Raw genomic sequence first — 23,362 nt, forward strand, 5'->3', positions numbered from 1 at the left:
TGTTTTGCACCCTTTTCTAAAAATAATGTTCTATAGATTCTACTACGAATTATAGAAGTCCATTTATCTTTTTATACTACTTGTTTATTAAGTGACAATTTGTAATTTTTGCTTTTAATTCCTTCAAATATGAATTTTAAGACAAGATTTTAAGCTACAATATTCAAATCACAATGAAGGATGTTTAGACTCCTTATAAATTTTATTTGAATTACAATTATGTCATTAGGGTCTAAACACTTTTACTTTATTAAACAAAAGAAAATTATGGAAGATTGTATACTTAATGGATACTGGGCGCAAGTAGCAGTTTTAAATGACTTGGGTTAAATAATAGCGGCAAATATCTGTCAATAAACATTCTTCACATTTTGGAGTAGGTCTGCAGGTTTCTCTTCCTAAAAATGAAATTGCCATTCCAATTTCCGACCAGATATTTTTAGGTAATGCTTGCATTAAATCTTTTTCAACTTTATTTCCGTCTTTACTTTCTTTTATTATTCCGATTCGTGGAGCTACTCTAATAACATGTAAATCAGCTATAATACCTTCAGCAGGTTTGTTAGTTTCTCTTAAAATTACATTTGCAGATTTTCTTCCAATACCTTTTAAGGCTGTCAATCCATCCATGGTTAAAGGAATATCTTCGTCATTTTTAATAGTTTGAGCAATTTCTAAAAGCCATTTTGCCTTTGTTGGATAATTTCGAACTTTGCTAATATAAGGTATGAGTGTGTCAGAATCTGCTTTGGATAAACTTTTTAATGTAGAATACTTTTCAAATAAAGCTGGAGCAATTTTATTAATATTTGCATCTGAATCTTGCGCTGACAAAATCACCATAATCATTAACTGATAGGTGTTTTCATATTCTAAAGGATGTTTTTTTCCTTTATATTTTTTTAAAATTGGTTTTAATTTTGTTTCCCAATTCAATTTTTCTCCAAATAAATCCATTTTAATTTTCTTTTTAAATGAAATAAATATTTGCAACTCTTATAAAATTAAGTGATTTTAATGAAATCTAGTATTTTTTTTATAACATTTTGATTTCCTAATATTTTTCTATGTCCTAAACCATCTGTCAAAAATAAGGTTCCTTCCATTAAATGTTGATAAATATGAATTCCTGCTTTTACTGGAACTTCTGGATCATCGTTATCATGAATTACTAAAACTGGAATTTTTATTTTTTGTGCCGCTTTATATGCTGAAAAGTCATCCATTTTAACTTTATATTTATCTTCAAAAAGATCTCGAAGATGTTCACTCATTTTTTTCTTTAGACCTAATTTTGCAATAAACTCCTCCAAAATATCCTGCACAATATCACCACTTCCAATGATTACAGCTTTCTTTACCTGAAAGCCATCTTTTATTGCATTCAAAACAGACATTCCTCCTAATGAATGTCCAATTGCAATTTCAAAAGCACCAAACTGTTTTTCAATTTCTAATATGGAAGCAATAAATTCAGACATTATTGTGGTTTTTCCTTTAGATTTACCATGTGCAGGAGCATCAAAACTAATTGTAGAATATCCAATTTTTAAAAGCTCATCGGCTATTTTAAAGAGCTGTGTGCCTCTGCCTGACCATCCATGAACTAATAAAATCTTTCGTTCACTTTTTCCATATTCATAAGTAATAATGCTTTTGTTAATACTAGGTACATAAACCGTTTTTTGAATGCTCTTATGGTCCATGTCTAGCTCTCTTTTTGGAACCTTATGTTTTATTGGTGTTGTAAAAAGTCTTCCTGCATATTTTGTTCCTAGCTTAGTTGAAATAAAAGTGCATATTCTACTTGATAATATGATAAACTGTGGAATTTTTAAAGATTGCGTAGGATTAGTAGTCTTTTTTGTCATATCAATAATTTTTTTTTGGAGTCTTTAGTTTGCTTATTTTTTCCTAAATTTAGGAAACATAAAAGTAGTACAATAAATACAGGTTTGTTTCAAAAATACTTTTCAAATTAAGATATTAATAGGTTTATAAAGTTCTAAAATGGAAATATTTCATATCAGTGCAGAATGTTACCCAATGGCAAAGGTTGGAGGTTTAGCTGATGTAGTTGGCGCATTGCCTAAGTATCAGACAAATGCAGGGCATAAAGTTAGAGTTGTAGTTCCTTGTTATGATACAAAATTTAGAAAACAAAATGATTTTGAATGTGTTCATTGGGGAAGTGTTAAGCTTGGAAATTTTGATTTTCCGTTTAGTATTTTAAGGGAGACAACAAATAAACTCGGTTATGAATTATATCTGGTAGAAATTGATGAATTGTTTAATCGTCCAAATATTTATGGATATGAAGATGATATCGAAAGATTTTTATCTTTTCAAATTGCTGTATTAGATTGGATTTTAGCAAGAAAAACAATTCCGGATGTTATTAATTGTCATGACCATCATACCGGATTGATTCCGTTTTTGGTTAAATATGCGTATAAATATGAACTTCTGCAAAGTGTTAGAACTGTAATAACAATTCATAATGGTTTGTACCAAGGCTGGTTTGGCTTTGACAAATTGCATTATTTGCCTGAGTTCAATTTAATTCATGTTGGATTTTTGGAGTGGAATAATTCTTTGAATTCATTAGCAGTTGGTGTTAAGTGCGCACATGCAGTTACAACCGTTTCTCCTAGTTATTTAAATGAAATTAATCATGCAGCAAATGGATTGGAGTCGTTGTTCAATTCAGTTAAAAGTAAATCAAAGGGAATTTTAAATGGAATTGATATTGAAGTTTGGGATCCGCTAAGAGATCAAATGATAGAGGCTAATTATTCAATTGAAACTTTTGAAATAGGAAAACAGAAAAATAAGGAAAAATTATGCGAACAATTTGAATTAGATCCGACAAAACCGCTTTTTAGTTTTATAGGAAGATTATTTGAGGAGAAAGGAGGCGATTTACTGCCACAAGCCTCTGCTTTAGCACTTTCTGAGAATTTCGAGAATATAAATATCTTAATTTTAGGATCAGGAAGTTTAATTATCGAAGAGCAGTTAGTGCAATTACGAAATGATTATAAAGGAAATTACAATGTTTTTATTGGTTATAATGAAGAATTAGCGCATTTAATATATGCTGGATCAGATTATATTTTAATGCCATCTAGAGTAGAACCTTGCGGATTAAACCAAATGTATGCTTTGCGATATGGTACAATTCCGATTGTTAGAAGAACAGGAGGTTTGCGAGATACGGTAATTGATTTTGGTGATGATGGAAACGGAATTTGCCATGATCAGGCTTCAGTTGGAGATATTTGCTATTCTATAAATCGTGCTGTAAAATTGTACGCTGACAGAGCAAATTTTAATAAAATTAGAAAAATAGGAATGGAAACTGACCATTCCTGGGAAAGTGTTTGCCAAGAATATATCGAGATATACAACTTAATAATTGAGAAAAATGAAGTTTAAAAAGAAAAATGTAGTTGCTATTATTTTAGGAGGAGGCCAGGGTTCGCGTTTGTTCCCTTTAACAGAAACAAGATCAAAGCCGGCAGTTCCGATTGGTGGAAAATACAGATTGGTTGATATTCCTATTTCAAATTGTATCAATTCTGATATATTTAAAATATTTGTTTTGACACAGTTTAACTCTGCATCATTAAATGCACATATCAAAAACACTTTTAATTTTAGCATTTTCAGTCAGTCATTTGTTGATATTCTAGCTGCTGAGCAAACTCCAGATAACCCAACCTGGTTTCAGGGAACTGCCGATGCCGTTAGACAATGTATGTCGCATTTTTTGAAACACGATTTTGACCATGCTTTAATTCTTTCTGGTGATCAATTGTATCAAATGGATTTTAACGAAATGTTAGAAGCACATATTGCCGCAGACGCAGAAATTTCTATTGCAACCTTACCTGTTAATGCTAAAGATGCACCAGAATTTGGAATTCTTAAAACGGATCATGAAAATAGGATTCAGGCCTTCATTGAAAAACCACATCCTTCATTATTGCCAGAATGGGAATCTGAAGTAAGTGAGCAAATGCAGGAAAAAGGTAAAAAATATCTTGCATCAATGGGGATTTATATTTTTAATAAGCCATTACTGGTAGAATTAATGTGCAATCCTGAAACTAAAGATTTTGGAAAAGAAATTATTCCCGAAGCAGTTGGAAAACATAAAATACTAAGTTATCAATATGAAGGATATTGGACAGATATTGGAAATATAGAATCATTTTTTGAAGCCAATATTGGTTTAACGGCAGATATTCCGGAGTTTAATTTATTCGATAATGAGAATAAAATTTTTACCAGACCGAGATTATTGCCACCGTCAAAATTTAGAAACTCAATTATAAATCAGTCTTTAATTTCTGAAGGATGTATTATTAATGCAAAAGAAATTAAAAGCTCAGTAATTGGTATTCGCTCTAGAATTGGTGTGGGAACGGTGCTTGAAAATTGCTATGTAATGGGAAATGATTTCTATCAGGATCTTGACGAAATGAATCATGAAAGCACGATCAATAAAATTCATGTTGGAATAGGTGAAAATTGTTTTATAAAAAATGCGCTTGTGGATAAAAATGTACGTATAGGAAATAATGTACATATTAATGGAGGCAAACATTTAGATAATTTTACAAACGATTTATACAGTATTAAAGACGGAATTATTGTTATAAAAAAAGGAGCTGTTCTTTCTGATAATTTTAGAATTGAATAAATACTTAAAATTAATTATTGCCTTAAAAACTATATATGTCTAAAGTAATCACGCATTCTCTATTTACTGATTTTGATATTGATTTATTCAAAGCAGGAAAACACTTCAAATTATACGAAAAATTAGGAGCGCATTTAGTTGAAGTTAATGGAGTAAAAGGTGTTTATTTTGCAGTTTGGGCTCCAACTGCACACTCTGTCTCTGTTGTGGGCGACTTTAATTATTGGACACAAGGCGAACATCTTTTACAGGTTCGTTGGGATTCTTCTGGCATTTGGGAAGGATTTATACCTGAGATTGCAAAGGGAACACTCTATAAATATAAAATCCAGTCGAATATTGATGGAATTGTAACTGAAAAAGCAGATCCTTTTTCTCTTTATTGTGAAAAACCACCTCATACCGCTTCAGTTATTTGGGATTTGGATTACAATTGGAAAGACGAAAAATGGATGAATACTCGCCAACAAAATAATGCATTAGACAAACCATATTCGGTTTATGAAGTGCATTTAGGATCTTGGAAACGAGCTGATCATAATCGTTTTTTGACGTATTTAGAATTAGCAGATGATTTAGTTGCATATGTAAAAGAAATGGGTTTTACGCATGTGGAGTTTATGCCTATAATGGAATATCCTTATGATCCTTCTTGGGGTTATCAATTGACAGGATATTTTGCTCCAACTTCTCGTTTTGGCAAACCGCAGGATTTTATGGTTTTAGTCGATAAATTGCATGAGGCTGGTATTGGCGTAATTTTAGACTGGGTTCCATCACATTTTCCTGATGATGCGCACGGTTTAGGGTTCTTTGACGGCTCACATTTATACGAACATCCCGACCGCAGAAAAGGGTATCATCCGGATTGGAAAAGTTTAGTTTTTAATTATGGGCGTAATGAAGTTCGTGCCTTTCTTATTAGCAATGCGGTTTTTTGGCTGCAGCTTTATCACGTCGATGGATTGAGAGTTGATGCAGTTGCTTCGATGTTATATCTTGATTATTCTCGAGAAGAAGGTGAGTGGGAACCAAATATTTATGGCGGAAGAGAAAACCTTGATACTATAAGTTTTCTTAAAGAATTCAATGAAGTAATTTATGCTAATTTTGATGGAGTTCAGACTATTGCTGAGGAAAGCACTTCTTTTCCGATGGTTTCCAGACCAACGTTTACTGGAGGTTTGGGATTTGGAATGAAATGGATGATGGGCTGGATGCATGATACTTTAAAATATTTTCAAAAAGAAACAGTCTACCGAAAATACCATCAAAACGATCTAACTTTTTCAATGACTTATGCGTTTACTGAAAATTTTATGCTTCCATTTTCTCACGATGAAGTCGTTTATGGAAAAAAATCTATTGCTAATAAAATGCCTGGCGATGAATGGCAAAAGTTTGCAAATTTGAGATTGCTGTATGGATATATGTTTACGCACCCAGGAACCAAATTATTATTCATGGGATCTGAATTTGGCCAAAGCGACGAATGGAATTTTGAGAAAAGCTTAGATTGGCATTTGCTTCAATATGATTATCATTCTGGAATAAAAAAGTTAGTTACAGATTTAAATCAATTGTATAAATCATGTCCAGCTTTATATCAAAAACAGTTTACTGGTGAAGGTTTTGAATGGATTAATTATTCAGATCATCAAAATGCTGTTTTATCTTATATTCGAAAAGGAAATAATCCTGATCAAAATGTAGTTATAGTTTGCAATTTTACACAAGTAGTTAGAGAAAATTACAGAATCGGAATTTCACAAAAAGGTCAATTAGAAGAGATTTTTAATAGTGATGCTGTTATTTACGGAGGAAGCGGTGTTTGTAATATTAAAACAATTAAAATTGAATCTTCGCCTTACGATGGAAGAGATTATTCTGTCGAATTAATCTTGCCTCCGCTAAGTGTGACTGTTTATTCTTTCGCATAAAGTCTCAATAATTATTTTTCTTAATTCTGTTTTATCAGTTTTGCGTGCTTAAATTATCGAATTGTCGTTTTTTGGATGGCTAATTTAGCACTCATTCATAAAAAACGTTTTCGTTAATAAACCTTTTATTCATAGTCGTTTACTAACTTTTTTTGTATGTTTGAAATAGAGATTAGCGTTATATAATTAATTCATTAGCGATATGATTACAAATACATCATTAGAATATAAAGGCGATTTATATCCATCAAAAATCGTTTCGCATGAGCATGAAGGCGATTCCATTTTTTTTCATACAGATAATAAAGTAATCTTAAAAGTCACTATTCTTAGAGACAGTTTAATCCGATTTCGCTTTACTACAAAAGGTTATTTCAGCAATGATTTTTCGTATGCAATAGATAAAACACAGCTTCACGGTTATAATTTTTTAGAACTTACAGAAGAAGAGACTTATTTTCAAATTAGAACCAGTAAGGTTAAATGCAAAATTCAAAAAGCAGATCTTCGTTTGTCTATTTACGATTTAAGCGATTTTTTAATTCTCGAAGATGAACTTGGTTTTCATTGGGAAGAAAGTTACGAATATGGAGGTAATATCGTAAAAATGAGCAAATCTTCTAAAGATGGAGAATGTTTTTACGGTCTTGGCGACAAAGCCACTCAAATGAATTTAAAAGGCAAAAGACTCGAAAATTTTGCTACAGATCAATATGCGTACCAAAAAGATCAAGAGCCTTTGTATAAAGTAGTTCCATTTTATATTGGCTTACATAATAAACAATCTTACGGCATTTTCTTTGATAATACCTTCAGAACTTTCTTTGATTTTTGTCAGGAAAGAAGAAATGTTTCCAGTTTTTGGGCAGAAGGCGGTGAAATGAACTATTATTTTATTTATGGCCCACAAATGGAAGATGTAGTAACTACTTATACTGATCTTACAGGTAAGCCTGAATTGCCGCCATTATGGGTTTTAGGATATCATCAATGTAAGTGGAGCTATTATCCTGAAAGTAAGGTAAAAGAAATCACATCAAAGTTTAGAGAATTAAAAATTCCGTGCGATGCCATTTATTTGGATATTGATTATATGGAAGGTTTTAGATGTTTTACATGGAGTAAAGAATATTTTCCAGATCCAAAAAGAATGGTGGCAGAATTGGCTGAAGATGGTTTTAAAACGGTTGTAATCATCGATCCTGGAATTAAAATTGATAAAGATTATTGGGTTTATCAGGAAGCTTTAGAAAAAGATTATTTCTGCAAAAGAGCCGACGGTCCTTATATGAAAGGAAAAGTTTGGCCGGGAGAATGTAATTTTCCAGATTATACAAATCCTGTAGTTAGAGAATGGTGGGCTGGATTATTTAAAGAATTAATTTCAGACATTGGCGTAAAAGGTGTATGGAATGATATGAATGAACCAGCTGTAATGGAGGTTCCTAATAAGACTTTCCCGATGGATGTTCGTCATTCTTATGACGGAAATCCTTGTAGTCATAGAAAAGCACATAATATTTATGGCACACAAATGGCCAGAGCAACTTATCATGGTGTAAAACGTTTTGCTTATCCTAAACGTCCTTTCGTAATAACAAGATCTGCTTATTCTGGTGCACAACGTTATACGTCTTCATGGACAGGAGATAACGTTGCAACTTGGGAACATTTATGGATTGCTAATATCCAAGTTCAGAGAATGTGTATTTCGGGAATGGGTTTTACAGGTTCTGATATTGGAGGTTTTGCGGAACAGCCAACGGGAGAATTATATGCGCGTTGGATTCAGCTTGGTGTTTTTCATCCTTTCTGCAGAACCCACTCATCTGGAGATCATGGCAATCAGGAACCCTGGGCTTTTGATGAAGAAGTAATCAATATTACTCGAAAATTTGTAAGTCTTCGTTATCAATTGCTTCCTTATTTATATACCATGTTTTGGCAATATATTGAAGAAGGAATTCCGATGTTAAAACCTTTAGTATATTACGATCAAGATGATACTCAAACTCATTACCGAAATGATGAATTCATCTTTGGAAATCAAATTTTAGTTTGCCCAATTCTTGAACCTAATGCTGTAGGCAGACGTATGTATATACCTAGAGGAGAATGGTATAATTACTGGACAAATGAGTTTACTACCGGGGGAAGAGAAGTTTGGGTTGATACTAAATTTGATGAAATCCCGGTTTTTGTAAAAGCAGGTGCAATAATTCCAAAATATCCGGTGCAGCAATATGTTGGGGAACTTGAGTTTGATGAATTGACACTTGATTTATACTTTAAACAGGGTAAAGAAAAATCTGTTGTTTATGAAGACGCACAAGATGGTTATGATTATAAAAAAGGACGTTACAGCTTTTTATCTTTTAGAACCATCGGGAAAGAGAAAGAATTAATTGTGCAGCTTCATAAAGAAGGAAAGTACGATACACCATACAGTAAATATAAAATCAATTTAATTGGATTGCCTTTTAGAGTAACTGAAATTGAAATTGATAATGAAAAAGTGGCATTTGATCAAGTTAGCTTTGATACAGACCATTTCTTAATTGTTGATAAAGAATTCAATGAACTTCATATAATTGGAGAATAAGTAAAAATTATGATAGTTTTTATGTTAATTATGTAAGATTTCGAAATTATGATTTTCGTATTTTTACTTTAAATTAAAATTAAAAAATATGAAAAATTATTTACTTATAGCGGCTTCAACAGTGCTCTTGTGTAGTGCCTGCGCAACTAATCCGATTACAGGAAAACAGAACTTGAATTTTGTTTCAAACAGCGAATTATTCCCAACTGCTTTTCAGGAATACAATAAATTTATTGCTGAAAACAAAGTTATCACAGGAACTGCAGATGCAAGAAGAGTTGAAACTGTTGGTTCAAGAATTAAAGCTGCCGCCGAAAAATATTTAACTTATTTAGGACAGACACAATATTTACAAGATTACCGCTGGGAATACAAATTAGTCGAAAATAAAGAAGTTAATGCATGGTGTATGCCAGGAGGAAAAATTGTGGTGTATTCAGGAATTTTACCAATTACAAAAGATGATGCTGGCTTAGCCACAGTTTTAGGACATGAAGTGTCTCACGCTTTGGCCAATCATGGTGCACAGAGAATGAGTGCAGCACAGTTACAGCAAATTGGAGGTGCAGCATTAGATGCAGCAACAAGTTCTAAATCTGAATCAACAAGACAAATATTTTCGCAAGCTTACGGATTAGGTTCTGAAGTGGGAGTGATGCTTCCATTTAGCAGAAGCAACGAAAGTGAAGCAGATAAAATAGGATTAACATTAATGGCAATTGCTGGATATAATCCAGATGACTCTATTACATTTTGGACAAGAATGTCTGCCAATGCAGGAGGTGGAACGCCAGAATTTATGAGCACCCATCCATCAGATGCGACAAGAATTGCAAATTTGAAAAAATTAATTCCTGAAGCAAAAGCTACAGCACTTAAAGTAGGTGTAATCAGATAATAATATCTCAAAAAAAATATAAAAGCTATTCTTTAAGAGTAGCTTTTTTTATGCGAATTCAGATTCTAAAAAGTTTATAATTTAATAATATAGATTTAGAAAAAATCACTTTGATTATGATAAAAAATGGATAAATTCGTAACCAATTAACTAAATCATTTTTATGAGAAACCTACCTAAAGGAGATAAAAAATTATTAAATGCATGGGCTTTTTACGATTGGGCTAATTCTGTTTATCCATTAGTTATTTCATCGGCAGTTTTTCCTATTTTTTATGAAAAGTTATTTTTAAATAGAGATCATTATATCGATGTCTTTGGTATGAATCTTAAAAATTCTGCTTTAATAAGTTTTGTTACCGCTGCAGCGTTTTTAGCAGTTGCTTTTATTTCACCATTTTTATCAGGTATTGCTGATTATGTTGGTAATAAAAAAATATTTATGAAATTTTTTTGCTACATGGGCGCCTTGTCATGTATAGGATTGTATTGGTTTAAGCTTGAAGATATTTATGTAGGAATACTTTTTTATTTTTTAGGATTAATAGGCTTCTGGGGAAGTTTGGTTTTTTACAACTCTTATTTGCCAGATATTGCTTTTCCTGAACAACAGGATAAATTAAGTGCCAAAGGATATTCTTTAGGTTATATAGGCAGTGTTGTTTTATTGGTGGTAAATTTAACTATGATTATGGGAGCCGAAAATGTTGCAGATGCAATGGTAGCAATGCGCTGCTCATTCTTGATGGTTGGCATTTGGTGGATTCTTTTCAGTCAATATACCTATTATTATTTGCCAAAAGGAAATAGTAAAGAGAATCAGAAAGTTACTAAAGATGTAATTTTTAACGGTTTTAAGGAATTGAAAAAAGTTTGGAAATTACTAGGAGAAAATATTTCTTTAAAACGATATTTAGGAAGTTTTTTTGTTTACAGCATGGCTGTTCAAACCGTTATGATTGTTGCGACTTACTTTGGAGCACAAGAAATTAAATGGTCTTCGGAAAGCGAAAGCACAGTAGGACTAATTATCTGCATATTAGTAATTCAGCTGGTCGCGATAATTGGAGCATTTTTAACATCAAGAGCATCAGCTAAATTTGGAAATATTCCAACTTTGATTGTTATAAATTGTATTTGGGTTGTATTATGTATTTTGGCTTATTTTATAACATTGCCAATTCATTTTTACGTTATGGCAACTTTAATTGGTTTTGTTATGGGTGGAATTCAGGCATTATCACGCTCAACCTATTCTAAATTATTGCCTGAATCAGAAGATACTGCCTCATTTTTTAGTTTTTATGATGTGGCCGAGAAAATCGGAATTGTAATTGGAATGTGCATTTACGGAATAATTGATCAGATTACAGGAAGTCCAAGATTTGCAATCGTAATTTTAGCATTATTTTTTGCCATTGGAGTTTTATTGTTAAGAAGAGTACCAAAAAAAGGTGTCTTAAATGAATAAGACACCCCACTAGTTTTTATTTAGAAAGCTCAATAATAAAGACGAAGATTCTGTTCTTTTTTTGATTAGATGATTTTTGAAATCTTTTATTATTGAGCTTTTTAATTTATGCTTTTGAAATATTTCCTGAACCAGAAACTTTTACATCTCTTTTTTCTGGATTCCCCGTATATTTAATATCTCCCGAACCAGAAACTCTTGCAGTTAAGCTTTCGTTGCAATTTACTTTGCTATTTCCAGAACCTGAAACATTTACATCTACATTTTTAGATTTTAAATCAGAAGCATCAATATCACCAGATCCAGAAAGTTTTGTTGTGAAATTAGAAGCATTTCCTTTTAAATGAACATTTCCAGATCCACTTAAATTAAGTTCTAAAGAGCTTGAATCTATTGCTAAATCAAAGTTTCCAGAACCAGAAAGTTTAGCCAGGAATTTATCATTTTTGATTGTGCTTTTCGATTGAATATCTCCTGATCCAGCCAAACTTAATTCAGAAATTTTATCGAACGGAACTGTAACTTGAACTTTTTTGCCAATACTTGAACGAATGTTAGTATTTTTCTTTACATAAATTTTCAAAGTATTTTCTTCTACTTCAACAATAATTGCATCTAGAATATTTTCTTCTCCTTTCAATATAATTTTGCCCTCTTTTCCTGCAACTAAGTCGACATCAAAAGAACCAGAAATTTTTATTGCGTCATATTCTGAAGTCGTTCTTGTGTCTGTTGTTACTTTACCATTCCCGGTAATTTTATTTGATTGTGCATTCGTCATAAAACTTATTAAAAATGCACCACAAACTGTTAATTGAATAAATTTTTTCATTGGTTTAATATTTTGATTATTGTCTTTTGATTAATGCTACGTTTCCGTAGTTAGAAGTTATTACTACTTTATTCTGTCCTTTTTTCTTATTGAATCCGCTTATTCTTTTGCTTGTATTTTTGCTTTCGTTTACTGAAATATTCAAAGTGTTGTCGCTTTTAATATTTCCGTATTTAGTATTAATATCAAAATCAAAAGCATAATTTATGTCATAACCCAGCGAAACGTCAGAATAACCTGAGTTTATATTTACATTATTCGCTTTGCTGGTTATGGTAGAAATATTTAGTTTGCTGTAATTCGTTTCTACATTTACACTATTAGAAATTTCGGCAATAGAGATCGTAAGATAATTTCCTGATCCTGAGAATGAATTTATTTTCTGAAATTTTAAATTTCCGTAATTACAGTCATACTTAATGTTTTGACCATCAGAAAGAACTAAATCACTATAGCTCGTATCAAGATTTAAATTGCCCGAGTCGTTTATTTTTAAACCAGAATATTTCGCTTCGATTGTTCCGTTTTTAATATAATCAATAGTCGAATTTTGGCAATATTCAATCTGAATTCTATTAGCTGTATTATTTAATTTTCCGAGTACAACCTTCCCATATTTGCACGTAATATCTGTAGAACCTTCTAAAGAAATAGCGTTAATATTTCCGTATTTATTCAGCAATTTCACAGTTCCGTTTTTTGGAATCTTTATCACATAATTAATTTCAAAACTATTGCTGCTCCCTTTGCTTTTTAAAGAAGAATTTCCAAGTTTGGTAATTGCTGTAACCATTGATTTCAGTGCTGTAATATCAACATCAATACTATTTAATTTTTCATTAACCCAAGTCTCATTTCCTCCTGTTACTTTAATCGTGATGTCAAGGTCAATTTTGTCTTCATCCCATGTAGATATTGAAATGTTGCCATATTTATTGTCAATATCAATTCCTGCATTCGAGTTTACGATAAACGTTTTTTTAATATTTTTTTGTTTTGAAATAAAAGTATAGTCATTTGAGAATCCTAAAAAAGGAATCAAAATAAATAGAATAAGAATTTTATAATGTTTTTTCATCAGTGGTGTTTTTTAGATTTTCGTTTTCTTCAATTCGCTGTAAAACGGTCTGCAAAAATGAAATTCGAGTTTGCAGATTGCTGATCATGGCATAAATTATTTGCTTGTTTTCGCCATTCTTTTGCAATTCATTAATAATTTTTTGATAATCCGCATCAAAAACTTTCATTTGCTTCAATGCGTCATTGATAATTTGTTCGTTTTCAGGTGAACTTTTTTGTTTCAGTTTTACGAGTTCATTATCAATTAATATTGAGAAAATAGAATCAGTTCGCTGTGTTTCCTTAGATGCAAATTTGAATTCTTTAGGTTTTTCATTTTTGTAAAAAACAGATATTCCCAGCATTAAAACTATCGAAGCTGCAATAGCAGTCACGAACCAGTAATTTTTTTTCTTTGGCTTTTTTGTGTTTAATTTATTTAAGAAATCTATTTGATGATCAGAATTCATTTCATGAACATCCCATTGATTCTCAAACTTGCTGAATAATTGCTCTAAATCGTCATTTTCCTTTTTCATATTTCCTCTAATTTTTTTCGTAAACTTTCTTTAGCTCTGCTTAACGTAGTTCTGCAGTTCGCATAGCTAATATTCAAAACTTCGCAAATTTCTTCTTGGTCATAACCTTCAATAAAAAAGAGCGTCAATACCATTCGGTAATTATCTTTTAAATCCAAAATAGCATTTAGAACCTCTTTTACTTTAAGTGAATCCAAATCAATATTTTCAGAAAAAAAGCTGTCATTTTCTTCGATTTTATAAAGCGTTTTGCTCAGATCTTCGAACTGGAAAGTGTTGTTCTTCTTATAGAAATCAATGCTGTAATTGACAACGATTTTCTTTAGCCACGCCCCAAAAGCGACTTCTTGTTTGTAGTCGTTTATTTTTGTAAACGCTTTCAAAAAACCTTCTTGCATGACGTCTTGTGCAAAATGTTCGTCTTTTACAATACGATACGCCACATTGTACATGGCTTTACTGTAACGATTGTAAATTTCGAATTGTGCCTTTTGATTGTTTTCTCTACAAAGCGCGATTAATTCTTCGATATTTTGATTGGTTATGCTCAAGTAATGGTTGCTAGTTTTTTATAAGGACTTTACTTTTTTTGATATGTTACACTTTTGATAAAATTAATTGTAATTTTTTTTAAAATAGTGCGTTTCTCAGTATTAATTGATCTCTAATTTGAATTTCCAAAGTCTATTTTTTTGCTTTTGGCATAATGATTGTCTATTTTTATCGCCTATCTTGTAAATGAAACGCTTAGCAAAGTTTTACTTAAAACTGCCTTATCTAATGTTATTTTTATAGTTAGAATAAAACTTTTAATGACAAAACGACTTATATATTATTATGTCAAACCATAAAATACTTACCATTGACAATCTGTCACTTCAAGAATTTGATTCAGAAGCAGAATTAATTCCATTATTAACTCCAGAAGACGAAGAAGAAATGAATAACGAAGAGCTGCCTCTTTCGTTGCCAATTTTGCCTTTACGTAATACTGTTTTATTTCCAGGAGTTGTTATTCCAATTTCTGCAGGAAGAGATAAATCTATAAAGCTTATAAACGATGCCAATGCAGCAGGAAAAATTATTGGCGTAGTTTCTCAAATTAATGAAGAAGACGAAGATCCATCAAAAGAGGATATTCATAAAATAGGAACTGTAGCAAGAATTCTGCGCGTTTTAAAAATGCCTGACGGAAATGTTACGGTTATTTTGCAAGGAAAAAAACGTTTTGAAATTGATGAAGTTGTTTCAGAAGAACCTTATATGACAGCTACTATTAAAGAGGTTTCAGAAGAACGTCCTGATGAAAATGATACTGAGTTTACCGCTATTTTAGATTCTGTTAAAGAATTAGCGATTCAAATTATCAAAGAAAGTCCAAATATTCCTTCAGAAGCTACTTTTGCGATTAAAAACATTGAAAGCCAGTCGTTTTTAATCAATTTTGTTTCTTCTAATATGAATTTATCCGTAAAAGAAAAACAAGGTCTTCTTTCGATAAATGGATTAAAAGAACGCGCTTTAGAGACTTTGCGTTATATGAATGTAGAGCTTCAAAAATTAGAATTGAAGAATGACATTCAGTCCAAAGTTCGTTTTGATTTAGATCAGCAGCAACGTGAATATTTCTTGCACCAGCAAATGAAAACAATTCAGGAAGAATTGGGAGGCGTTTCGCAGGAAGAAGAAATGGACGAAATGGGACTGAAAGCGAAAACCAAAAAATGGGATGAAAAAACGCAGAAACATTTCGAAAAGGAATTGTCTAAAATGCGTCGCATGAATCCCCAATCTCCTGATTTTGGAATTCAGCGCAACTATTTAGAATTGTTTTTAGAATTGCCTTGGGGTGAATATTCTAAAGATAAATTCGATTTAAAATTTGCTCAAAAAATATTAGATAAGGATCATTTTGGACTTGAAGAAGTTAAAAAAAGAATGATTGAACATTTAGCAGTTTTAAAACTGAGAAATGACATGAAATCGCCAATTATTTGTTTGACAGGGCCTCCGGGAGTTGGAAAAACATCTATTGGGCGTTCTGTAGCTGAAGCTCTAGGCCGTGAATATGTACGTATTTCATTAGGTGGTCTTCGTGACGAAGCTGAGATTCGCGGACACAGGAAAACCTATATTGGTGCAATGCCAGGCCGTATTATACAAAGTTTGAAAAAAGCCGGAACATCAAATCCAGTTTTTATTTTAGATGAAATTGATAAATTATCAAGCGGAAACAGCGGCGATCCTTCTTCAGCTTTATTAGAAGTTTTAGATCCGGAACAAAACAATGCCTTTTATGATAATTTCCTTGAAATGGGTTATGACTTATCAAAAGTAATGTTTATTGCTACCTCTAATAATATGGCTGCAATTCAGCCAGCATTGCGTGACAGAATGGAAGTGATCAAAATGTCAGGTTATACGATTGAAGAAAAAGTAGAAATCGCTAAAAGACATTTATTCCCTAAACAATTAGAAGCACACGGTCTAACTAATAAAGATTTGACAATTGGTAAAAAACAATTAGAAAAAATTGTAGAAGGCTACACTCGCGAATCTGGAGTTCGTAATCTAGAAACTAAGATTGCTCAAGTAATTCGTAATGCAGCAAAAGCAGTTGCGATGGAAGAGGAGTACAATAAAAAAGTTACAGATGAAGACATTGTAACTGTTTTAGGTGTGCCAAGATTAGAACGTGATAAATACGAAAACAATGATGTTGCCGGAGTTGTTACAGGTCTTGCCTGGACAAGCGTTGGCGGCGATATTCTTTTTATTGAATCATTAATTTCTGAAGGAAAAGGTTCGCTGACTATTACAGGAAATCTTGGAAATGTTATGAAAGAATCAGCAACAATTGCTTTAGAATATATTAAAGCAAATGCAAAGAAGTTAGGATTAGATGTAGCTTTATTTCAAAAATATAACATTCACTTACACGTTCCAGAAGGAGCAACACCAAAAGATGGTCCAAGCGCAGGTATTGCGATGCTGACCTCTCTAGTTTCCTTGCTGACGCAAAAGAAAGTAAAGAAAAGTTTAGCGATGACAGGTGAAATTACACTTCGCGGAAAAGTTTTGCCAGTTGGAGGTATTAAAGAAAAAATTCTAGCCGCAAAAAGAGCTGGGATTAAAGAAATCATTTTATGCCACGAAAATAAAAGTGATATTGATGAAATCAAAGCGGAATATCTGGAAGGTCTTACTTTTCATTATGTAAAAGAAATGAGCGAAGTTTTAGCTTTGGCCTTAACGGATCAAAATGCAAAAAATGCAAAAACATTGAAATAAACTTCAATAAAAAAAATAATATTTAAAATCCAAATTCCAATTTTACTATTGGAATTTGGATTTTTTTTTATTGGAATTTATTTAATAGTTAATTTTATTTTTCCTGTTATATAATTTTATATTTGTATTTGCGTTATTCCCATATAGGAATCGCCCCAAAAGCATGTTAAAACGATCTGTTTTACTTTTTTTTATCTTAGTTTGCTCCGTTTCTTTCGGACAAGTTGGAGGGCGTTACACTTATCAATTCCTTAATTTAACGTCTTCGCCAAGGCAGGCAGCGTTAGGAGGAAAAACAATTACCATTTATGATGATGATGTCAATCAAGTTATGTTTAATCCAGCTGTTTTAAACGAGGATATGGATAATCACCTTGCAATGAACTATGGCAGTTATTATGGAGAAGCTTCTTATGGAACCGCTTCGTATGCATATACTTATGACAGACACGTACAAACTTTTTACGCAGGAGTCAGTTATGTAAATTACGGATCCTTTGAAGGTTATGATGAAAATGGGCAGGCGACTACAAATTTTTCAGGTAGTGAAGGCGCGCTGACACTGGGCTACGCTTACAATGTTCCCTTTACAGACCTGCATATTGGTGTAAATACAAAGCTAATAACTTCTACTTTAGAAACTTATAATTCTATTGGCGGTGCAATTGATGTGGGAATTATGTATGAAATTCCAAATAATTATGTAAATTTGGCCCTAGTATTTCGAAACATTGGTACGCAGTTTACTACTTATTCAGGAATACAGGAGAATTTGCCCTTTGAAATCATTGCTGGAGTTTCTCAAGAATTGGAGCATGTTCCGCTTCGTTGGCATCTTTCGTTAGAAAATTTGCAACAATGGAATATCTCTTTTTCGAACCCCGTTCGAGGAGAAACTAATATTGATGGGTCAACAAGCAGTGAAAAGATTTCGTTCGTAAACAACGCTTTACGACATGTTGTTTTTGGAGTTGAATTATTTCCTAAAAAAGCATTTAATCTGCGTTTAGGTTATAATTTTAGAAGAGGAGAAGAATTAAGAGTTGAAGATCAACGTAATTTTTCAGGAGTTTCATTAGGATTCGGTTTAAAAATGAATAGGTTAAAATTTAATTATTCATATTCGAGATATACATTGGCAGCTAATACAAGTCTTTTTGGTCTAATTTTAAATTTTCAATAATTATATGAAAATATTCCATCTATTTTTGTTTATTACCGTAGGGTTTTTAACGGGTTCAAAACTTTACAACAAAAAAGAAACTACCATTACCAATTTAGAAATAGAAAGGATAAATAATAGGGTAAGTGAAATAAGAAATATGATTAGTATTGATCCTAAATACAATACTAAGATTGCTTTCTTTGTTGACATGAGAATACCTTCTGGCAAAAACCGTTTTTTTGTTTACGATTTAGTAAACAATAAAATTCTAGATCAAGGTCTTGTAGCTCACGGATCTGGATCAGAAACTGGAGTAAAAGGAAGTTTAAGATTTAGCAATACGCCTAACTCTAACTGCACAGCATTAGGCAGATACGTTATCGGAAAAAACTACAAAGGAATTTTCGGAAAAGCATATCGATTAACAGGTCTTGATGAAACCAACAATAATGCTTTATCAAGAGCGATTGTTTTACATTATTACTCGGCTGTGCCTTATGAAGAGCAAGATTATTATATAAGTAATAGTCATGGATGTCCAATGGTTAACGAACAATTCTTTAAAAGAATTGAAAAATACATTGATAATTCAAAATCAAATATCGTCCTAGATATTTATTACTAGAAAATATTCATTGAAATATATAAAACTATTGTTATTGAGGAATTTTCATCAGTAACAATAGTTTTTTTTTGAAATTATTTTAATTCATAACTTCGTATAAGGCAATGTATTTCATATAATATTGTTATTGCTTACTGATAGACTGTTCCATATAAAAAGCAAAAGCAATATATTTGCATTATTAAAGTTTCCTAAAACTTTAAGCCCACAAAAATTTAAAAAATAAAAAATTGGAAAAAATCACCATTGCTATCGACGGATTTTCATCAACAGGAAAGAGCACTTTGGCAAAACAATTGGCAAAAGAGTTAGAATATGTTTATGTTGATACTGGTGCTATGTATCGTGCTGTGGCTTATTTCGCTATGAAAAATCAACTTATCGGAGGTGACTTTTTTGATAAAAAAACTTTAATTGAAGCTTTGCCTAAAATTCAGCTGGAATTTAAATTTAATGCTGACTTAGGTTTTGGTGAAATGTATTTAAATGGTGAAAATATAGAAAAGCAAATTAGAACTATTGAGGTTTCAAATTTTGTAAGCAAAGTAGCCGAAGTTTCTGAAGTGCGTTCTAAATTAGTAGAACAGCAAAAAGAAATGGGAAAAAACAAAGGTATTGTGATGGATGGAAGAGATATAGGAACTGTAGTTTTTCCAGATGCTGAACTTAAAATTTTCATGACGGCAAGTGCTGAAACTCGTGCACAGCGTCGTTTTGACGAATTACAGCAAAAAGGTGATAATGTATCATACGAAGAAGTTCTGAAGAATGTGGTTGATCGTGACCATATAGATACGCACCGTGAAGATTCTCCTTTGATAATTGCCGATGACGCAATTGAAATAGATAATTCTTACTTAACCAGGGAAGAACAATTTACTGCCGTTTTAGAATTAGTAAATGATGTTGTTAAAACAGCTTAATTTTTTGTAGATATCATTTTTAATGGTAGTTTTACCGCTTCATTTTATCTTAAAGACAATTTCATCATATGGGAATTAAAAACAGGTTAATTGTAATGAGTTTTCTTCAGTTTTTTGTTTGGGGAGCGTGGCTTATTACTATTGGAAATTATTGGTTTGGAACTAAAAATTGGGAAGGAACTCAGTTTGGTTTAGTGTTTGGGACCATGGGAATTGCTTCTTTATTTATGCCTACTCTTACAGGTATTATCGCTGACAGATGGGTTAATGCCGAAAAGTTATACGGTTTTCTACATATATTGTATGCAGTTGTTTTGTTTGGAATCGCTCAAATAACAACACCAGATAATTTTATTTACGTGATGTTTGCTGCGATGTGCTGTTATATGCCGACAATTGCTTTGAGCAACTCTATTTCGTATACTTCTTTAAAATTAAATAATAAAAATATAGTAAAAGATTTTCCGCCAATTCGAGTTTGGGGAACAATTGGTTTTATTGCCGCAATGTGGATTACCAACTTAAGCGGAAGCAAAGCAACCGAATATCAGTTTTATATTGCTGGAATTGGTGCTTTGATTCTGGGAATTTACGCTTTTACATTACCAAAATGTGAACCACAGCGTTTAACTAAAGAAAATGCTTCATTGGTAGAAACTTTAGGTTTAGAAGCTTTTAAACTTTTTGGAAACTATAAAATGGCTTTGTTTTTTGTATTCTCTATGTTTTTAGGAGGTGCATTACAGTTGACAAATGCTTACGGAGATGTTTTCTTAGATGAATTCAAGCATTTTCCAAAATATGCTGATTCTTTCGTAATTAAATATTCGACTATTATTATGTCGATTTCTCAGGTTTCTGAAACCTTATTTATTCTGGCAATTCCGTTTTTCTTAAGACGTTTTGGAATCAAACAAGTTATGTTGATTAGTATGCTGGCTTGGGTATTGCGTTTCGGATTATTTGCTTTTGGAGATCCTGTAGGCGGATTATGGATGATTATTTTATCTTGTATTGTGTACGGAATGGCATTTGATTTCTTTAATATTTCAGGTTCATTATTTGTAGAAAGTAATACAGATTCTAAAATACGTTCTTCTGCACAAGGATTGTTTATGATGATGACAAATGGAGTAGGAGCAGTTTTAGGAAGTTTAACTTCTGGCTGGGCAATTGACCGTTTCTTTACCAAATCATTTCATAATACAACTGAATTAGCTGGATTTTTACAAACCGAAACTACAAACTCAAAAATGTTGGATTTTGTAAAAGGTCAAGGAAATTCAATTTCTACAGATGGAATATTTAGCAATCCAATTTTAATGAAAGACTGGCATACGATCTGGTTGTCATTTGCGGCTTATGCTTTGGTTATTGCAATTGCTTTTGCTGTTTTGTTTAAACATAAACATGATCCGAAGGAGTTGGAGAATTTGAGTCATTAATTACAAGCAAGCTTTTATATTAGCAAACCCGACAGATTTTTAAATCTCTCGGGTTTTTTTAAGAGTATGATAAACTCTAAATTAACGTAAAAAGTTTAAATTTGATTTTGCAAAATTAAAATTTTAAAGTTATTATGAGACAAATTTTAGGAGTAATAGCTGGCTATGCCATTTTTGTTTTCAGTTCTATATTTTTGTTTAGATTTTCTGAAGTAAACCCGCATGAAGGTGCTTCGAAATTATTTATGGTTTTGACGTTTGTTTACGGAACTTTTTTCTCTTTCATCAGTGGAATGATGACGCAATTAATTGCAAAGACTAAAAACTTAAAAGTGAATTATATTCTCTTTGCTATTATGGCTGGGTTTGCGGCTTTTTCGCTTTTTAAATCAAATGGTAGCTCTTGGACGCAATTGCTGGCAATTTTTGTATTTGCTCCAGTTTCTATTCTGGGAGGGTATTTTTGGATTAAGAAAAAGAGTAGATAATATGCATCTTTGTAAAGTTTAAAACTTTTACAAGAATGGTCGCACATTTGGATTAGTTAGTTTTAAAAATCGCTATACATTCTTATCTAGCCCCGATAGAAGTGGAAACCCTTTTATGGCCGGTGTTCGGCATAAAAGATTGAAACGGATAGCGGGAATTTAGGCCTTTGAAAAACCTGAAATGTTCTGCTCCCTAATAAAGATCTGACAGTTATTTAGATTAATTTTGAAAAAATAGGCATTATTGTTTACCTTGTATAAATTAGTAAGAATATTTTTAACAGTATAGAATTAGTTGATATTATTCCAAAGAAGCTTTAAAAATTAATAAAAACTTTAAATAATTAAAATAGCTATGGAGAAATATTACAAACCATCAGGCAAATTTTCGTCAATTTTTATCTTGTATTTTTTACTGGTTACTGTTGTCGCATTTCCAATTTTGGGATTAATATATGCTTACTTTATATGGTATATTCCTTTTGTGTATATAAACTTTTTTATTACAATAGGTTTTGGCTTTTTCGTTGGATTTGTAATTGCTCAATTTGTTATTCAAAAGGGAAAAGTCAGAAATCCATTATTAGCGCTTATCATTGGATTGACAGGTGCTTTTTTAGCATTGTACATTCACTGGGCCATTTGGATTGATTTGGTTATTAATGCTGGAGAAAGCTACGGTTCAAATAAAATTGGTATTACAGTAAGTAATATTGATTTTTTGCAAGTTTTTTCATTAATACTTAAACCTGATTTAGTTTTTGAATATATCGGTCAAGTAAACCAATCCGGTACATGGGGTATCCGAGGAGCAACAGTCAGCGGTGCATTTCTTTGGTTTATCTGGTTAATAGAACTTATTATTGTTATTGCGGTTTCGGGTTTTCTATCTTATTTAGAAGCCAAAAAACCTTTTTCGGAATCTACTAATTCATGGTATGAAGAAATAGTACTTCCTGCTTTTAACTATATAGAGAACAAGGAGCAAATGATCGCAGCTATATCGCAAAGTACTCATGATAATTTTAATTTTTTAAATAAAGACATTAACAGCAAAACAGATAGTCACAGTATATTTACTCTTTATAAATCTAAATCTGGAAAAAACTATTTATCAATAGATAACAAGACATCAAAGACAGATGATAAAGGTAATGTTTCATTCAATAATGATCAAATTGTAGAATACATCGCTATTAATAGTGAATTTTCAAAGGTATTATTGCATAAATAATAAGTGACCTATCTATTTGTAATTACAAATAAATGTAGTAATTTTGCAAACCTTTTGGCAAAGAAGAGTTTCCTTTAGGTATCAACTATTTATGTAAAACAACTTCTGTTTTTTCTACTGCTTTATGAAACTCAAGAAAAAC

At 31.7% G+C, this 23,362-nt stretch carries 19 protein-coding genes; 13 read left to right on the forward strand and 6 right to left on the reverse strand.

Features of this window, described 5'->3' with window-relative positions; all coding sequences use genetic code 11:
• Positions 1-312 precede the first annotated feature (312 nt).
• Together IR010_RS00005 and IR010_RS00010 are read right to left on the reverse strand one after the other, a co-directional pair.
• Positions 313-957 carry an endonuclease III domain-containing protein gene (locus tag IR010_RS00005; protein WP_194600517.1) on the reverse strand — a complete coding sequence of 215 codons (645 nt, stop codon included), beginning with the start codon at positions 955-957 and terminating at the stop codon, positions 313-315.
• A 47-nt stretch (positions 958-1,004) separates the two neighbouring features.
• Positions 1,005-1,871, reverse strand: a complete 867-nt coding sequence (locus IR010_RS00010; RefSeq protein ID WP_194565923.1) for an alpha/beta hydrolase — start codon at positions 1,869-1,871, stop codon at positions 1,005-1,007.
• 139 nt (positions 1,872-2,010) lie between these two features.
• Between IR010_RS00010 and IR010_RS00015 the strand changes: the two genes are divergently transcribed.
• The 6 genes from IR010_RS00015 (at position 2,011) to IR010_RS00040 (ending at position 11,619) form a co-directional block, all read left to right on the forward strand.
• Entirely contained in the window at positions 2,011-3,438 is a 1,428-nt protein-coding gene (locus tag IR010_RS00015; RefSeq protein WP_194565925.1) for a glycogen synthase, read from the forward strand.
• Positions 3,428-4,708, forward strand: a complete 1,281-nt coding sequence (locus tag IR010_RS00020) for a glucose-1-phosphate adenylyltransferase (protein WP_194600522.1) — start codon at positions 3,428-3,430, stop codon at positions 4,706-4,708. The genes IR010_RS00015 and IR010_RS00020 overlap by 11 nt, the downstream gene beginning before the upstream one ends.
• Positions 4,709-4,743: 35 nt before the next feature.
• On the forward strand, positions 4,744-6,648 hold the full coding sequence (gene glgB, locus IR010_RS00025) for a 1,4-alpha-glucan branching protein GlgB (protein ID WP_194600525.1): 1,905 nt from the start codon (positions 4,744-4,746) through the stop codon (positions 6,646-6,648).
• A gap of 202 nt (positions 6,649-6,850) precedes the next feature.
• Complete coding sequence (locus IR010_RS00030; RefSeq protein WP_194565929.1) at positions 6,851-9,250, forward strand: glycoside hydrolase family 31 protein; 2,400 nt, start codon at positions 6,851-6,853, stop codon at positions 9,248-9,250.
• Between the two features lie 88 nt (positions 9,251-9,338).
• Positions 9,339-10,148: a M48 family metallopeptidase gene (locus IR010_RS00035; protein WP_194565931.1), complete on the forward strand. Its 810-nt coding sequence runs from the start codon at positions 9,339-9,341 to the stop codon at positions 10,146-10,148.
• Between the two features lie 163 nt (positions 10,149-10,311).
• Positions 10,312-11,619, forward strand: a complete 1,308-nt coding sequence (locus IR010_RS00040) for an MFS transporter (RefSeq protein WP_194565933.1) — start codon at positions 10,312-10,314, stop codon at positions 11,617-11,619.
• Positions 11,620-11,725: 106 nt separating this feature from the next.
• On the opposite strand, the gene IR010_RS00045 is transcribed toward IR010_RS00040, so the two are convergent.
• Genes IR010_RS00045 through IR010_RS00060 form a run of 4 tightly spaced genes read right to left on the reverse strand, consistent with a single transcriptional unit; the run spans position 11,726 to position 14,600 of the window.
• Positions 11,726-12,451 carry a head GIN domain-containing protein gene (locus IR010_RS00045; RefSeq protein WP_194565935.1) on the reverse strand — a complete coding sequence of 242 codons (726 nt, stop codon included), beginning with the start codon at positions 12,449-12,451 and terminating at the stop codon, positions 11,726-11,728.
• A gap of 16 nt (positions 12,452-12,467) precedes the next feature.
• On the reverse strand, positions 12,468-13,529 hold the full coding sequence (locus tag IR010_RS00050) for a hypothetical protein (protein ID WP_194600528.1): 1,062 nt from the start codon (positions 13,527-13,529) through the stop codon (positions 12,468-12,470).
• Positions 13,513-14,049: an anti-sigma factor gene (locus IR010_RS00055; protein WP_194565939.1), complete on the reverse strand. Its 537-nt coding sequence runs from the start codon at positions 14,047-14,049 to the stop codon at positions 13,513-13,515. The genes IR010_RS00050 and IR010_RS00055 overlap by 17 nt, the downstream gene beginning before the upstream one ends.
• Positions 14,046-14,600, reverse strand: coding sequence for an RNA polymerase sigma factor (locus IR010_RS00060; RefSeq protein ID WP_029270502.1), 555 nt, complete (start codon positions 14,598-14,600; stop codon positions 14,046-14,048). The genes IR010_RS00055 and IR010_RS00060 overlap by 4 nt, the downstream gene beginning before the upstream one ends.
• Positions 14,601-14,886: 286 nt before the next feature.
• Between IR010_RS00060 and lon the strand changes: the two genes are divergently transcribed.
• The 7 genes from lon to IR010_RS00095 all read left to right on the forward strand — a co-directional run bounded on the left by lon (position 14,887) and on the right by IR010_RS00095 (position 23,220).
• Positions 14,887-17,340: an endopeptidase La gene (gene lon / locus IR010_RS00065; RefSeq protein ID WP_194565941.1), complete on the forward strand. Its 2,454-nt coding sequence runs from the start codon at positions 14,887-14,889 to the stop codon at positions 17,338-17,340.
• A 163-nt stretch (positions 17,341-17,503) separates the two neighbouring features.
• Positions 17,504-18,523: a type IX secretion system protein PorQ gene (porQ, locus tag IR010_RS00070; protein ID WP_194565942.1), complete on the forward strand. Its 1,020-nt coding sequence runs from the start codon at positions 17,504-17,506 to the stop codon at positions 18,521-18,523.
• 4 nt (positions 18,524-18,527) lie between these two features.
• Positions 18,528-19,130 carry a murein L,D-transpeptidase catalytic domain-containing protein gene (locus tag IR010_RS00075; protein ID WP_029270496.1) on the forward strand — a complete coding sequence of 201 codons (603 nt, stop codon included), beginning with the start codon at positions 18,528-18,530 and terminating at the stop codon, positions 19,128-19,130.
• A gap of 230 nt (positions 19,131-19,360) precedes the next feature.
• Positions 19,361-20,053, forward strand: coding sequence for a (d)CMP kinase (gene cmk / locus IR010_RS00080; RefSeq protein WP_194565943.1), 693 nt, complete (start codon positions 19,361-19,363; stop codon positions 20,051-20,053).
• Between the two features lie 68 nt (positions 20,054-20,121).
• A complete protein-coding gene (locus tag IR010_RS00085; protein WP_029270494.1) occupies positions 20,122-21,498 on the forward strand; it encodes a nucleoside permease in 1,377 nt (458 codons plus the stop codon).
• A gap of 134 nt (positions 21,499-21,632) precedes the next feature.
• Positions 21,633-21,986 carry a hypothetical protein gene (locus tag IR010_RS00090; protein WP_194565944.1) on the forward strand — a complete coding sequence of 118 codons (354 nt, stop codon included), beginning with the start codon at positions 21,633-21,635 and terminating at the stop codon, positions 21,984-21,986.
• A gap of 355 nt (positions 21,987-22,341) precedes the next feature.
• Complete coding sequence (locus IR010_RS00095; protein WP_194565945.1) at positions 22,342-23,220, forward strand: hypothetical protein; 879 nt, start codon at positions 22,342-22,344, stop codon at positions 23,218-23,220.
• Positions 23,221-23,362 lie beyond the last annotated feature (142 nt).

It is taken from the genome of Flavobacterium sp. MR2016-29, assembly GCF_015350695.1.
Classification (GTDB): Bacteria; Bacteroidota; Bacteroidia; order Flavobacteriales; family Flavobacteriaceae; genus Flavobacterium.

Coding starts and splice junctions, on each gene's coding strand:
- IR010_RS00005 (WP_194600517.1), bottom strand. CDS start 957: ATGGATTTATTTGGAGAAAAATTGAATTGGGAAACAAAATTAAAACCA.
- IR010_RS00010 (WP_194565923.1), bottom strand. CDS start 1,871: ATGACAAAAAAGACTACTAATCCTACGCAATCTTTAAAAATTCCACAG.
- IR010_RS00015 (WP_194565925.1), top strand. CDS start 2,011: ATGGAAATATTTCATATCAGTGCAGAATGTTACCCAATGGCAAAGGTT.
- IR010_RS00020 (WP_194600522.1), top strand. CDS start 3,428: ATGAAGTTTAAAAAGAAAAATGTAGTTGCTATTATTTTAGGAGGAGGC.
- glgB (WP_194600525.1), top strand. CDS start 4,744: ATGTCTAAAGTAATCACGCATTCTCTATTTACTGATTTTGATATTGAT.
- IR010_RS00030 (WP_194565929.1), top strand. CDS start 6,851: ATGATTACAAATACATCATTAGAATATAAAGGCGATTTATATCCATCA.
- IR010_RS00035 (WP_194565931.1), top strand. CDS start 9,339: ATGAAAAATTATTTACTTATAGCGGCTTCAACAGTGCTCTTGTGTAGT.
- IR010_RS00040 (WP_194565933.1), top strand. CDS start 10,312: ATGAGAAACCTACCTAAAGGAGATAAAAAATTATTAAATGCATGGGCT.
- IR010_RS00045 (WP_194565935.1), bottom strand. CDS start 12,451: ATGAAAAAATTTATTCAATTAACAGTTTGTGGTGCATTTTTAATAAGT.
- IR010_RS00050 (WP_194600528.1), bottom strand. CDS start 13,529: ATGAAAAAACATTATAAAATTCTTATTCTATTTATTTTGATTCCTTTT.
- IR010_RS00055 (WP_194565939.1), bottom strand. CDS start 14,049: ATGAAAAAGGAAAATGACGATTTAGAGCAATTATTCAGCAAGTTTGAG.
- lon (WP_194565941.1), top strand. CDS start 14,887: ATGTCAAACCATAAAATACTTACCATTGACAATCTGTCACTTCAAGAA.
- porQ (WP_194565942.1), top strand. CDS start 17,504: ATGTTAAAACGATCTGTTTTACTTTTTTTTATCTTAGTTTGCTCCGTT.
- IR010_RS00075 (WP_029270496.1), top strand. CDS start 18,528: ATGAAAATATTCCATCTATTTTTGTTTATTACCGTAGGGTTTTTAACG.
- IR010_RS00085 (WP_029270494.1), top strand. CDS start 20,122: ATGGGAATTAAAAACAGGTTAATTGTAATGAGTTTTCTTCAGTTTTTT.
- IR010_RS00090 (WP_194565944.1), top strand. CDS start 21,633: ATGAGACAAATTTTAGGAGTAATAGCTGGCTATGCCATTTTTGTTTTC.
- IR010_RS00095 (WP_194565945.1), top strand. CDS start 22,342: ATGGAGAAATATTACAAACCATCAGGCAAATTTTCGTCAATTTTTATC.